This is a genomic window from Pseudothauera nasutitermitis, from assembly GCF_004801295.1.
In the GTDB taxonomy this organism is placed as follows: domain Bacteria; phylum Pseudomonadota; class Gammaproteobacteria; order Burkholderiales; family Rhodocyclaceae; genus Pseudothauera; species Pseudothauera nasutitermitis.
The window spans coordinates 108054-120643 of sequence record NZ_SSOC01000003.1; the positions used below are offsets into that span (position 1 = coordinate 108054).

General features: G+C 69.6%; 9 protein-coding genes. 1 reads left to right on the forward strand and 8 read right to left on the reverse strand.

The window, feature by feature from the left end:
- The first annotated feature begins 68 nt into the window (after positions 1-68).
- Positions 69-2840 (forward strand): putative bifunctional diguanylate cyclase/phosphodiesterase, encoded by a 2772-nt coding sequence (locus tag E6C76_RS22245; protein WP_211090161.1) that lies wholly within the window; start codon positions 69-71, stop codon positions 2838-2840.
- A 52-nt stretch (positions 2841-2892) separates the two neighbouring features.
- Here E6C76_RS22245 and E6C76_RS07840 read toward each other — a convergent pair whose 3' ends face one another.
- The 8 genes from E6C76_RS07840 to E6C76_RS07875 form a co-directional block, all read right to left on the reverse strand.
- Positions 2893-5292 carry a TonB-dependent siderophore receptor gene (locus tag E6C76_RS07840; RefSeq protein ID WP_136347694.1) on the reverse strand — a complete coding sequence of 800 codons (2400 nt, stop codon included), beginning with the start codon at positions 5290-5292 and terminating at the stop codon, positions 2893-2895.
- Between the two features lie 138 nt (positions 5293-5430).
- Complete coding sequence (locus tag E6C76_RS07845) at positions 5431-6414, reverse strand: FecR domain-containing protein (protein ID WP_168734282.1); 984 nt, start codon at positions 6412-6414, stop codon at positions 5431-5433.
- 16 nt (positions 6415-6430) lie between these two features.
- Complete coding sequence (locus tag E6C76_RS07850) at positions 6431-6961, reverse strand: sigma-70 family RNA polymerase sigma factor (protein WP_136348156.1); 531 nt, start codon at positions 6959-6961, stop codon at positions 6431-6433.
- Between the two features lie 120 nt (positions 6962-7081).
- Positions 7082-7471: a hypothetical protein gene (locus E6C76_RS07855; RefSeq protein WP_230976194.1), complete on the reverse strand. Its 390-nt coding sequence runs from the start codon at positions 7469-7471 to the stop codon at positions 7082-7084.
- A 77-nt stretch (positions 7472-7548) separates the two neighbouring features.
- The gene (locus E6C76_RS07860) at positions 7549-8304 is read right to left on the reverse strand and encodes a PP2C family protein-serine/threonine phosphatase (protein WP_136347696.1); all 756 of its coding nucleotides are present in this window, start codon (positions 8302-8304) and stop codon (positions 7549-7551) included.
- Positions 8305-8481: 177 nt separating this feature from the next.
- The gene (gene glcF / locus E6C76_RS07865) at positions 8482-9726 is read right to left on the reverse strand and encodes a glycolate oxidase subunit GlcF (protein ID WP_136347697.1); all 1245 of its coding nucleotides are present in this window, start codon (positions 9724-9726) and stop codon (positions 8482-8484) included.
- Positions 9727-9728: 2 nt separating this feature from the next.
- On the reverse strand, positions 9729-10814 hold the full coding sequence (gene glcE, locus E6C76_RS07870; RefSeq protein ID WP_136347698.1) for a glycolate oxidase subunit GlcE: 1086 nt from the start codon (positions 10812-10814) through the stop codon (positions 9729-9731).
- Positions 10815-11027: 213 nt separating this feature from the next.
- A complete protein-coding gene (locus E6C76_RS07875; RefSeq protein ID WP_136347699.1) occupies positions 11028-12551 on the reverse strand; it encodes an FAD-linked oxidase C-terminal domain-containing protein in 1524 nt (507 codons plus the stop codon).
- Positions 12552-12590 lie beyond the last annotated feature (39 nt).

A 12590-nucleotide genomic window follows, 5' to 3' on the forward strand; every position in this document is an offset into this window, starting at 1 on the left:
TGCACGCATGCCGATAGGGCTTGTTGGAAGCCCCGGAGACGTCCGAAAACTTGGAAATGTCCGCGTCGATGAATCTAGCCCCTCGCCCGGAGGGCGGCGACAACCCCGCTGAACCCTTCGTGCCCGACTTTTCGGAGGGCGCGGAGACCGGCTTGTATCTGGCCCTCCTCGAACTGCTCGACGAAGGCCTAATCATCACCGGCGACGAAGTCATCCTGGAGGTCAACAGCGCCGCCTGCCGCCTGCTCGGGCGCGAATACCGCCAGCTCGCCGGCCAGCCGCTCGCCGAACTGTTCCCCTCCGAACGCGCCTTCCTCACCGCGCGCGCGCGCCTGTTCATCCAGGGCGAGATGCGCGGCAGCCTGCAGGTCAGCACGCCCGCCGGCCTGCGCAACCTCAAGTTCATCGCCGCCGCGCGCATCCGCCCCGGCATCCACGCCCTCATCCTCTCTCCCGATCTGGCCGCGGAACTCCCGGCCGAACCAGGAGCGCGCGAGGATGCGCTGTGGCCCCGCCTGGCCGCCGCGCTCGAACAACCCGTGCTGGTCATCGACCAGGACGAACGCGTGGCCGCCGCCAATGCCGCCGCGCTGCGCACGCTCAGCATCGAACGCAGCGCGCTGGTCGGCCGCCCGCTCGCCGACAGCGTGCGCATCGAATGGCCGCCGGCCGGCGCCACGCCGCTGGCGACGCTTCACACGTCCGCCGACGAGGCGCTGAGCGCCCGCGTGCTGCCGGGCCCCCGGCCGGACTGGCGGCTGCTGATCCTGCCGCCGGTCTCCGCGATCGCCGATCCCGCCCCCGCCGCCCGCCCCCGCCGCGACGAGCGCGCGGCCTGCTTCGAACGCCTGTTCGCCGACAGCCCCCTGCCCACCCTGCTGTGCCGCGGCGACGAACTGCGCGTGGTGGCCGCCAACGCCGCCGCCGCCGAGCTGTACGGCTATACCGAAGCGGAGCTGTGCGGCCTGGAAGTCGCCGCGCTGCGCACGCCCGAGGAACACGGGCGCCCCGCGTGCGACAGCGGCGTATGGACCCACCAGAGCGTGGACGGCCGGCGCTTCGAGATCGAAGTGCTGTGCTATCCGCTGGATGTGCCCGAGGCGCCGGACGCCGTCGTGCTCATGCACGATCTGCCCGACGCTCCGCTGCTGGCCTCCCGCCTGCGCCTGCCGGTGGATGTGTTCGATACCTCCGGCCAGGCCATTCTGATCAGCGACGCGCACAACCGCATCATCTCGATCAACAAGGCCTTCACCCAGATCACCGGCTACAGCCTGGCCGACGTGCGCGGCAAGGATCCCGCCATGCTCGGCGCCGGACGCGACGACGCGCAGTTCACCGACGAACTGTGGCGCGCGCTGGCCGAGCACGGCCAATGGCAGGGCGAAGTGTGGAATCGCCGCAAGAACGGCGAGATCTATCCCGAGTGGCTGAGCATCACCGCCGTGCGCAACACGCGCGGCGAGGCGCTGCACTACATCGGCATGTTCTCCGATCTGTCCGCCAAGCGGCAGGCCGAATCGCGCGCCGATTACGTCGCCACCCACGACATCCTCACCGGCCTGCCCAACCGCCGGCTGTTCGAGCGGCGCTTCGCCGAGGCCGCCGAACGCGCGCTCAGCACGCACCGCAACGTCGGCCTGATGCGCCTGGATCTGGACAACTTCAAACTCATCAACCGCGAGTTCGGCGACAACACCGGCGACGCCTTCCTGCAGCAGGCCGCGCGCCGCCTGCAGATCGCCGTGCCGCACGGCGCCACCGTGGCGCGCGAACGCAGCGACACCTTCCTGATTCTGCTGCCCGACACCGACCTGTCGAGCGAGGTCGGCCGCATCGCCGAGGCCATGCTCGCCAGCCTGGCCCAGCCCTTCGAGGTGGAAGGACGGCAGATCCGCCTGTCGGCGAGCATCGGCATCGCCGTGCTGCCGGAAAACGGCACCGAGCTCGACATTCTGCTGCGCCACGCCGATGCCGCGCTCGCCCACGCCCGCCAGCTGGGCGGCAACAACCACCAGTATTACGCCGACGAGATGGACAGCGCCGGCCTGGAGCGCACCGCCTTCGAGATCAACCTGCGCCACGCCGTGGCGCGCGAGCAGCTCGAAGTGCATTTCCAGCCGCTGGTCGATGGCCGCGACGGCAGCCTGCGCGGCGGCGAGGCGCTGCTGCGCTGGCGCCATCCGGACCTCGGCCTGATCCCCTTCCGCCGCTTCCTCGGCGCCGCCCGCGAAGGCGGCCTGCTCGGCGAACTGGGCGACTGGGTGCTGCGCGCGGCCTGCACGCACGCCGCGCACTGGCCGGCGGACGGCATGCATGCGCCGCTGCTGACCATCAACGTGGCCATCGAGCAGGTCATGCAGGGCAACCTGGCCGAACGCGTGCAGGAGGCCCTGCGTGACTCCGGCCTGGCGCCCGAACGCCTCGAACTGGATTTCGAGGAGGTCGTCCTCAAGGAAGAACACAGCCGCATCCAGAGCACCCTGGAAAAGCTCGACGGCATGGGCGTACGGCTGGCCATCGACGATTTCGGCCGGGGGGTCAGCTCCATCCCGCGCCTCAAGCGCTACCCACTGCGCGCACTCAAGCTCGATCCCGCGCTGGTGCGCGACGTGGGCGTGCGCGAGGACGCGCAGGCCGTGGTCGAAGCCGTCGCCTGCATGGCCAACGTGCTCGGTCTGGAAGTGTTCGCCCGCGGCGTCGAAGGCAAGGCCCAGCAGGCCTTCCTGTGCGCGCTGGACTGCCACCTGCAGCAGGGCCCGCTGTTCGGCCGGCCGATGAGCGCCGAGGCCTTCGCGGCCTACGTGGCCGACCCGGCGAAATTCACTTCCGCTTCCTAGCCTTCTTCCATCGCCGCGCGGCACCGCCCGTCCGGGCGGTGCCATTGGCCGCTCAGAAGCTGTACTTCGCCGACACCATGAAGCTGCGCGGTGCGTCGAAGGTGCCGAAGTTGTTGGCAACGGTGGAGTAGTAGCGTTTGTCGAGCACGTTGTTGAGGTGCAGGGCAAGGGAGAAATTCTTGTCCACCGCGTAGCGGGCCATCAGATTGACCAGCGCCACGCCGCTCTGCGTGTACTCGGTGGCGCTCCCGCTGCGGATGGCGCTTTGCCAGTTGAGGCCTCCACCCAGCGTGAGTCTGTTCCACGCGCCCGGCAAGCGATAGGTGGTGAACAGCTTCAGGCTGTGCAGCGGCAATCGGGTGAGCGCGCGCTCGCCCTGTTCGTCTTCCGCGCGTGCATAGGCGTAGCCGGCACCGGCCTGCCAGCCTTCGGCCAGTTCGCCGTTCACTTCCAGTTCCACACCGCGCGTGCGGGTTTCACCGAGCACTTCGTAAAAGCGGACATTGGGGTCCCAGAAGGCCAGGTTTTCGACGTCCATCTGAAACACGGCGAGATTGGCGGTCAGCCGGCCGCCATTGAGGCTGGCCTTGACGCCCGCTTCGTAGCCTTCGCCCTGCTCGGGGTCGGGCGAGGCGCCGGGGCGGCCGTACAGGAACACGACGCCTTCCTGCGGCTGGAAGATCTTGGTGTAGCTGCCGTAAATGGACCAGGTGTCGTTCAGCGCATGGACCAGCCCGACGTAGGGCACGAAGACGTCTTCCTGGCGCTTGCCCGAGCCTTCATCCAGTTGCCAGTGCGCGCTGCGGCCGCCGAGCAACAGGCTGGTGGCGTCGCTGAGCTGGAAGCGGGCGTTCAGGTAGGCGCTGTACTGGCGTTCCCGGAAGCGTCCCTTGCCTGTCTTGAAGAAGTCGGGGGCGGGCGCGGTACGGGTCCAGTCGAAGATGTTGAAATCAACCGGGTAGTTCATCCAGTCGTAATCGTAGAGCGTGGTGGAAGAACGGCTGCGCGACAGCGTGACGCCGCCGATCAGCTCGTGGTCCCGCCCGAACAGCGAGAACACCCCGCTCACGTAGGCGTCGAGGTTGTCCTGACGGGCTTTGCTGCTCCAGCGGTACGGCCACACTTCCATGCCGTTTCCGGTTGCGGCATCCACCGTCTGCGTGACGCCGACGGTGAGGGCATCGTCGTCGTAGCGCGTCTGGCTGTACTCGATCTTGCCGATCCAGTTCGCGCCGAAGCGGTGTTCGAGCGAGGCGAAAACGTTGTTCGACTCGTGGTCGTAGAAGCTCCAGGAGGGGGTGCCGTCTTCGGATGGCGAAAGCTTGATGCGCTGGCCGTTGGTGAAGAACAACGGGCGCCCCAGGATCGACGCATCCGTTTTCTGGTCCAGATGGTTGAAGCCGACGGTGAGCAGGGTACGCTCGCCGAGGTCGAATTCGGCGATGCCGTAGAGCGCAAGGTTCTCCTGGTCGAAGCGCTTTGCCCAGGCGCCCTCGTTGCCGTAGTTGGCCACCAGGCGGGCACGTGCCGTGCCGCTTTCGTTCAGCGGGTTGGAGAGGTCCATGCCGACACCGTGGCGATCCCAGTTGCCTGCCTGCGCGGTCACGGATTTCTGCGGGGCGGCGGTCGGGCGCTTGCGGATCAGGTTGATCGTCGCGGCGGGCGTGCCCAGCCCGTTCATGATGCCGGTGGCGCCGCGCACCACCTCGATACGGTCGTAGGCCGCCGTATTGGACAGCAGAGGGCCGACCGCGAGCGACGTCGGCACGCCTTCGATCTGGTAATTGCGCAGGCGGGAACCCCGGGCGTAGATGTCGGTGCCGTCGATGCCTTCGCCGATCATGGTCTTCTGGACGATGATGCCGGGGGTGGCATCGAGCGCGTCGACCAGGGTATCGAGCTTCTGGTCTTCCAGCCTTTGTCGCGTCAGTACCGTGATGGCCTGGGGGGTTTCCTGCGGCGTGAGGTTCAGGCGGGTGGAACTGCTGGTCGACCAGGTGGTGTAGGAGCCGCTGCCCTCGGTGGTCGCGCCGATTCCCTTGCCGGAGATGGTCACCGCGGGCAGCACGGCTTCGCGCTCTTGCGGCAGCGCGCGCAAGGTGTAGCCGCCATGACTTTCGCGCACCGCCCGCAGCCCGGTGCCGGCCAGCAGCCGGGCGAAACCTTCGTCGACACCGTATTGGCCGCTCAGCCCCGCGCTGCGGCGGTTGCCGAGCGCCGCGGCGTCGAAGGTGAGCAGCACGCCGGCCGCGCGGGCGTAGCGGGTGAGCACGACGTCGAGCGGGCCGGGGGCGAGGTCGTGCTGCACGGCGGCGGCGGCGGGCTGGGCGTGTGCCGGCCCGGCTGCCAGCAGCGGCAGGGCGCCGAACGGAAGGACGAGGAAGGCGCCGCGCAGCGCCAGCGGCAGACGCGCGGGGTGCGGGCGGAACAGGGTGGGACGGGATGCAGACATGCGGGACTCCATGGATGGCAGGGCTATGTCTGCGATACCGAACGAGCGCGCCGAATCTGCACGGGCGGCCTGGACTTTTTTGAAATATTTTCGTTTGCCCTTGCACATCAATGGGTTGATGCGCACACCACATGGACCTCAGGCGCCGCGCACGGTGACCCAGTAGCGGGTACGCTGCTCGATGCGCAGCGGGAAGACCTGTGCGAGGGACTGCAGGGCGTGCCCGGTGTCGTCGAGGGAGAACACACCGGAGATTTCCATGGCCGCGACCTCGGGATCGCAGCGCAGCACGCCCGGCCGATAGCGCCCGAGTTCGGCAAGGAAACCGGCCAGCGGCATGCGGCGGGCCACCAGCAGGCCATCGCGCCAGGCCTCGGCATCCGCGTCGGCGGGCTGCGGCGCCGGCTCCCGGCCGCCCAGGCCCGGACCAAAGAGCAACTGCCGGCCCGCGTCGACGCGGACGTCGCCGACATCCGCGTGCCGCAAGGCCACCGTCCCCTGCCGGACCCGCAGGGTGGCCACCCCGGCCCCTCCGCCGTCGAGGCGCACGGAGAACACCGTGCCGAGCGCCTGCAGACGGCCGTGCGGCGTATCGACGAAGAACGGCCGCGCGGCCGGGTCGGGCATGGTCTCGATGAGGATTTCGCCGCGCCGCAGGACGATCCGGCGCTCGCCGGCAGCATAGCGGACGTCCACGGCGGTATCCGTGTTGAGCAGCAGCGTGCCGCCATCGGCCAGCTGGAGCCGGCGCCGTTCGCCCACGGCGGTGGCGTGCTGCGCGGCCAGGCGATGCCAGGGGCCGCTGTCGCGCGCCTGCCAGCCGAGCACGCCGGCGGCGCCGAACAGCGCCAGCGACTTGAGCACGGTGCGGCGTCTGCCCGCCTGCGCCGCCTTGCGCTGCTGCGTTTCTTCGAGCGTGGCATGGGCCAGTTGCGCGGGCAGCGCATGCACGCGCCGGCTGAAACCGGCCAGGCGCTGCCAGGCACGTTCGTGGTCCGGATGGGCCGTGCGCCACTGGCGGCAGGCAGTTTCATCGGCAGCACTGGCCGTGCCGGACTGCAGGCGGACCAGCCAGCCGATGGCCTGGTCCACGATGCGCTCATCGATCGGCGCGGCGTCCATCGCGGCAGGTACGCGCTCAGCCGGCATCGCTGGCGGGCAGGCCGGCGGCGTAGGTGACCCGGTAGTAGGCCTGCATCGCGCGCACCATGTACTTCTGCACGGCGCTGACGGACAGGCCGAGTTCGGCGGCGATCTCGGCATAGCCGAGGCCATCGACCTGCGACAGCAGGAAAGCGCGGCGGGCATTGGCGCACAGGCCATCCAGCATGCGATCGACCTCGATCAGCGTTTCGCGCACGATCAGCCGGGCCTCTTCCGAAGGCTGCTCATGTTCCGGCATGCGCGCCAGCACGTCGAGATAGGCCTGCTCCAGCGTGCGGCGGCGATACTGATCGACGACCAGGCCCTTCGCCACGGTGACCAGCAGCGCACGGCTCTCCTCCAGCGCGCGCTGGGTGCGCATGGCCAGGATGCGCACGAAGGCGTCGTGCGCCAGGTCGGCGGCATTGTCGGGGCAATTCACCTTCTTGCGCAGCCAGCGTTGCAGCCAGGCGTGGTTGTCGCGGTAGAAGACATCGAAACGGCTTTGCGTCGAACGGGCGCTCATTGCGACGGGGGTCATGCCTGGAAACGGAACGAAAGAGAATGATACTTAAAATCATTCCTTAAGATACAAGTTTCCCTTCGCTGCAAAGCCTGGAATGCGCGCCCGGAAAGGCCCGTCCGCTCAGTAATCGAGCAGGCTGCGGCAGTTTTCCGTGCGTCCGGACAAGACCGACAGTCGGGCCAGCCGGTCGCGCACGAAATCGTCCGGTACCCGGCGGTTGGCGCAGTAATCGCGCACCTGCATGGCCATCGCCACCATTTCCAGACGCAACGAGGCATCGCCCAGGGACAGGAAGCGATATTCGCTGGTATCGCGCCAATCCTCGTCCTCTTCCTCCGCGGGGGCCGCCCCGCCCTGCTGCTGCGCCGTCACGGGGGGTGCAGTGGGCGCCTGCACGGGCTGTGCGGCGGGCTCCGCCTGTGCGGGGGCGGCCGGCGCCTGCGCACGCACGGACGGCGCGCACAGCGTCAGCAACAGGCAGCAGGCGAAGGACGCGAACGGACGGTTCATCTGCAAGGCAGCGGGCAAACGCAGGACATGCCCGAGTTTACGGCAGTTTTCCACCCGGTCTTGAGGGCGGCCCGGATTCAGCGTGCCGGCGCCTCGACGAACTTGATGATCGCCACGGTGATGTTGTCGCCCGCCCCGCCAGCGCGCTCGCGCGCGTGGTCGATCAGCACCCCGGCGGCCTCGCGCGCGGACAGCGCGGCGATCGCCCCGCCCAGTTCCTCTTCGGAAAAGTAGGCCCACAGGCCGTCGGAGCACAGCAGGAAGCTGTCCCCGGCCACCAGCGGCGCCTGCTTGCCGTGGTCGATGCGCGGCGGCTGCTCGCTGCCCAGGCAGGACAACAGCACGTTACGCTGCGGATGGCGCAGCGCGCCGGCCTCGTCCAGCTTGCCCTTGCGCTGCAATTCGCCGACCAGCGAGTGATCCTGGGTGCGCGACACCAGTTCGGAGCCGCGGAAGTGGTACAGGCGCGAATCCCCGCAATGCGCCCAATCCACGCGCCCCGGTTGCAGCATCAGCACCACGGCGGTGCTGTGCGGGTCCTGCTCGCTGGTGAAGCGGGTGAGCTTGATGACCACATGGGCCTCGTCGATCACGCTGGCGATCAGATGCTCGGGTGTTTCCGATTGTGGCGCGTAGGACTCGAAGTTCTGCTTGGCCTTGATCAGCACCTGCTCGGCGGCCATCGCCCCGCCGGTGTGCCCCCCCATGCCATCGGCCAGCACGGCCATCAGCATGCCCGGCCGCGTGGGGTGGGCGAACAGCGCTACACGGTCCTGCTGTTCCTTGCGATCCCCGGTATGGCGGGCCACGCAGGTTTCGATGGTGAGCGGCATAAAACGGGGAAGGAGGAAGGAATCAGCCGCGCATCATAGCAACCCGCTTCCCGCCCCGGCGGTCCGCGCACGACCCTGCCGTCATCACCCGAAAGGTCAATGTGAAATATTTCACACCTCGTTAAAAAAGCCACAGCAATACAGCATCGCCGGACACCCGCTACGACGAACGACGTATCACAGCGGAAAGCCGTTCAGGCGCGCGTCGACCAGCTCGATCCAGTGCCGCACGGGCAGTTCCGCCCCGCCCTGCAGATGAGTGATGCAGCCGATGTTGGCCGAGGCGATCAGTGCCGGGCCGCCGGCCGTCAGCGCGGCCAGCTTGGCCTCGCGCAGGCGCTCGGAGAGTTCCGGCTGAAGCAGCGAATAGGTGCCGGCCGAACCGCAGCACAGATGGGCGTCGCGCACCGGGGTGAGGGTGAAGCCGGCCGCGCCGAGCAGTTCCTCGACCACGCCGCGCACCTTCAGGCCATGTTGCAGGGTGCATGGCGCGTGCCAGGCCACCGCGATGGGCTCGGGGCGCCGGATGCGCAGCAGTTCGGCCAGGCGCGCGGCCTCGGCGGCCACCACCGCGCTGATGTCCACGGTGAGCTCGGCGATGCGCCGGGCACGCTCGGCATACAACGGATCGCCGGCCAGCAGGTGGCCGTAGTCCTTCACCTGCACGCCGCAGCCCGAGGCGGTCATGACGATGCCCTCGATCTCGCCACGCTCCACCGCCGGCCACCAGGCGTCGATGTTGCGCCGCGCGTCGGCGCGCCCGCCCTCGTGGTCGTTGAGGTGGTGGCGCACCGCGCCGCAACAGCCCGCGCCGGGCTGTTCGACCAGCGAAATGCCCAGGGTGTCGAGCACGCGCGCGGCGGCGGCGTTGATCGACGGCGCCATGGCCGGCTGCGCGCAGCCGGCCAGTGCCAGCATGCGGCGCGCGTGGCGCGCACGCGGCCAAGGCCCGGCGGGACGCACCGGCGGCACCTTCTCGCGCAGCTTCTCCGGCAGCAGGCCGCGCACCAGGCGGCCGGCCTTCATCGCCGCGCCGAACAGGCCGGCGCGCGGCACGAACTCGCGCAGCGCCCAGCGCACCACGCGCTCGGCGCCCCGGCGCGGCACGCGCTGTTCGACCACGTGGCGGCCGATATCGACCAGATGGCCGTAGCGCACGCCGGACGGGCAGGTGGATTCGCAGGAGCGACAGGTCAGGCAGCGGTCCAGATGCTGGCGGGTCTTCTCGGTGACCGGCTGGCCTTCCAGCGCCTGTTTGATCAGATAGATGCGCCCGCGCGGCCCGTCCAGTTCGTCGCCGAGCAACTGGTAGGTGGGACAGGTGGCCGTGCAGAAGCCGCAGTGCACGCATTTACCGAGGATCTCGGCGGCCTCGCGCCCTTCCACGCTGTCGCGGATGAAATCGGCAAGCTGGGTCTGCATGGTCAGAATTCCTGGTGGAGACGGCCGGGGCTGAAGATGCCCGAGGGGTCGAAGGCGGCCTTCAGCCGGCGCTGGATGGTCATCAGCGGTGCGGGCAGCGGATGGAACACCGCGCCGTCGCGTGCGCCGCCGCGGAACAGGCTGGCGTGGCCGCCCAACTGCGCCACGCGCTCGCGGATCTGCGCGGCCGGCACGCCGCTGCGCAGCCAGCGCTGGCCGCCGCCCCATTCGATGAACTGTTCGCCGGCCAGCTTCAGCGGCGCGGCCGAGGTGGGCAGCGACAGGCGCCACAGCGCGCCGCCCGCCACGTCCACACCGAACCACGGCAGGGTCTGCTCGCGCACGGCGTGCCAGAATGTCTGCGCGTCGGCCTCGCCCACCCCTTCGCCGCCCAGCGTCTCGCGCGCGCTGCGCACCGCCGCCGCGGCGCCCGACAGGCGCAGGGTGAGCACGCCGTCCGCCCAGGCCGAGGCGGAAATCGGCAGCGGCTGCCCGCCCCAGTCGTTGAGCCGGGCAATGGCCTCGGCCTCGCTCAACTGGAAGCGCAGCGTGGCTTCCTCCACCGGGCGCGGCAGCACCTTCAGCGACACCTCCAGCAGCACGCCCAGCGTGCCCAGGCTGCCGGCCATCAGCCGGGAAACGTCGTAGCCGGCCACGTTCTTCATCACCTGCCCGCCGAAGCGCAGCACCTGCCCCCGGCCGTCGAGCAGCTTCACGCCCAGCACGAAGTCGCGCAGCGCGCCCGCCGCCAGCCGGCGCGGGCCGGACAGGCCGGCGGCCACCGCGCCGCCCACCGTGGCGCCAGGGCCGAAATGCGGCGGCTCGAAGGCGAGCATCTGCCCGCGCGCGGCCAGTTCGGCCTCCAGCTCCGCCAGCGGCGTGCCGGCGCGCACGGTGACCACCAGCTCGCTCGGCTCGTAGCTGACGATGCCGCGACAGGGCGTGGTGTCGAACACCTCGCCGGTGGGCGCGCGGCCATAGAAATCCTTGCTGCCGCCGCCGCGCGGGCGCAGCGCCACGCCTTCCGAGGCGGCAGCGCGGATGCGCCCGGCCCACTCGCTGACGATCTTGTCGATGTTCTCGCTCATTGCTTCCTTGCCCTCTCTCGGGAATCCTTTTCGCGCCGCGCGGACACGGCGCGCAGCGCCAGCCAGCTGCCCACCAGGGACAGCACCGGCACCGCCACCAACAGGAATTGCACCCAGCCCCGGCTCATCGTGCTGCGCGCCGCCCTGCATCGGCGGCGCGTCGGGAGCCTAGGGTGTGTTCACACGATCCGCGGCGGATCGTGTGAACACACCCTAGAACCTGGGGATGTCCGGGTAGGGCACATGCCCCGCGCGCACCGGCATGCGGCCGTATTCGGCGCAGCGGTTGAGCGTGGGGATGGCCTTGCCCGGGTTGAGCAGCCCGGCCGGATCGAAAGCCGCCTTGACGCGGAAGAACTGGCGGATTTCGGCGGTGGCGAACTGCGAGCACATCTGGTTGATCTTCTCGATGCCCACGCCGTGCTCGCCGGTGATGGTGCCGCCCAGCGCCACGGAGAGTTCGAGGATTTCCGCGCCGAAGTGCTCGGCGCGCTCGAATTCGCCCTCGCGGCCGGCATCGAACAGGATCAGCGGGTGCAGGTTGCCGTCGCCGGCATGGAACACGTTGATGCAGCGCAGGCCGTACTTGCCTTCCATGGCCTGGATGGCCTCCAGCATCTCGCCCAGGCGCTTGCGCGGAATGGTGCCGTCCATGCAGTAGTAGTCCGGCGAGATGCGCCCGGCGGCCGGAAAGGCGGCCTTGCGCCCGGCCCAGAACTTCATGCGTTCGGCTTCGGAGCCGGACACGCGCACCTCGGTGGCCCCGGCGTTCTCCAGTACCGCGCACATGCGGCCGATCTCCTCGGCCACTTCCTCCGGCGTGCCGTCGGATTCGCACAGCAGGATGGCCTTGGCGTCCAGCGGGTAGCCGGCGTGGACGAATTCCTCCACGGCGGCGGTGGCCGGCTGGTCCATCATCTCCAGCCCGGCGGGGATGATGCCGGCGGCGATGATCTCCGCCACCGCCTCGCCGGCCTTGATGACGTCGTCGAAGGCGGCCAGCACGCACTGCGCCAGGCGCGGGCGCGGGGTCAGGCGCACGGTGACTTCGGTGACCACCGCCAGCATGCCCTCGGAGCCGGTCATCAGCGCGAGCAGGTCGTAGCCCGGCGCATCCAGCGCATGGCTGCCGATCTCGACGATCTCGCCCTCGATGGTCACCGCGCGCACGCGCAGCAGGTTATGCACGGTGAGGCCGTACTTCAGGCAATGCACCCCGCCAGCGTTCTCGGCGACGTTGCCGCCGATGGTGCAGGCGATCTGCGAGGACGGGTCGGGCGCGTAGTACAGGCCGTGGGGCGCCGCCGCCTCGGAAATGGCCAGGTTGCGCACGCCGGGCTGCACCACTGCCGTGCGCGAGTGCGGGTCCAGATGCACGATGCGGTTGAAGCGCGCCAGCGACAGCAGGACGCCGCATTCGTGCGGCAACGCGCCGCCGGACAGCCCCGTGCCCGCGCCGCGCGCCACCACCGGCACGCCCAGTTCGTGACAGGTGCGCAGCACCGCCACCACCTGGGCCTCGTCGTACGGCAGGGCCACCGCCAGCGGCATGCGCCGGTAGGCCGCCAGGCCATCGCATTCGTAGGGGCGCAGATCCTCGGGGTCGTACATCAGCGCGCCCACCGGCAGCACGCGCGCCAGCGCCTCAATCAGCCGCACCTTGTCGATGCCGGAAAAGTCGGCCTCCTGTTCGAAGGCCGTCGGTTCATCGTCCTGTCTTGTCTGGATGTCCAGCATGCTCGGCTGTCCTGTGCGGCCCGCGCGCACCGGCGGCGG

Excerpts from the sequence above, each read along its gene's own strand:
- E6C76_RS07855 (WP_230976194.1), bottom strand. The coding sequence starts at position 7,471 with ATGAACCGTCCGTTCGCGTCCTTCGCCTGCTGCCTGTTGCTGACGCTG.
- E6C76_RS07840 (WP_136347694.1), bottom strand. The coding sequence starts at position 5,292 with ATGTCTGCATCCCGTCCCACCCTGTTCCGCCCGCACCCCGCGCGTCTG.
- E6C76_RS07845 (WP_168734282.1), bottom strand. The coding sequence starts at position 6,414 with ATGGACGCCGCGCCGATCGATGAGCGCATCGTGGACCAGGCCATCGGC.
- E6C76_RS22245 (WP_211090161.1), top strand. The coding sequence starts at position 69 with ATGAATCTAGCCCCTCGCCCGGAGGGCGGCGACAACCCCGCTGAACCC.
- E6C76_RS07850 (WP_136348156.1), bottom strand. The coding sequence starts at position 6,961 with ATGAGCGCCCGTTCGACGCAAAGCCGTTTCGATGTCTTCTACCGCGAC.
- E6C76_RS07875 (WP_136347699.1), bottom strand. The coding sequence starts at position 12,551 with ATGCTGGACATCCAGACAAGACAGGACGATGAACCGACGGCCTTCGAA.
- glcE (WP_136347698.1), bottom strand. The coding sequence starts at position 10,814 with ATGAGCGAGAACATCGACAAGATCGTCAGCGAGTGGGCCGGGCGCATC.
- glcF (WP_136347697.1), bottom strand. The coding sequence starts at position 9,726 with ATGCAGACCCAGCTTGCCGATTTCATCCGCGACAGCGTGGAAGGGCGC.
- E6C76_RS07860 (WP_136347696.1), bottom strand. The coding sequence starts at position 8,304 with ATGCCGCTCACCATCGAAACCTGCGTGGCCCGCCATACCGGGGATCGC.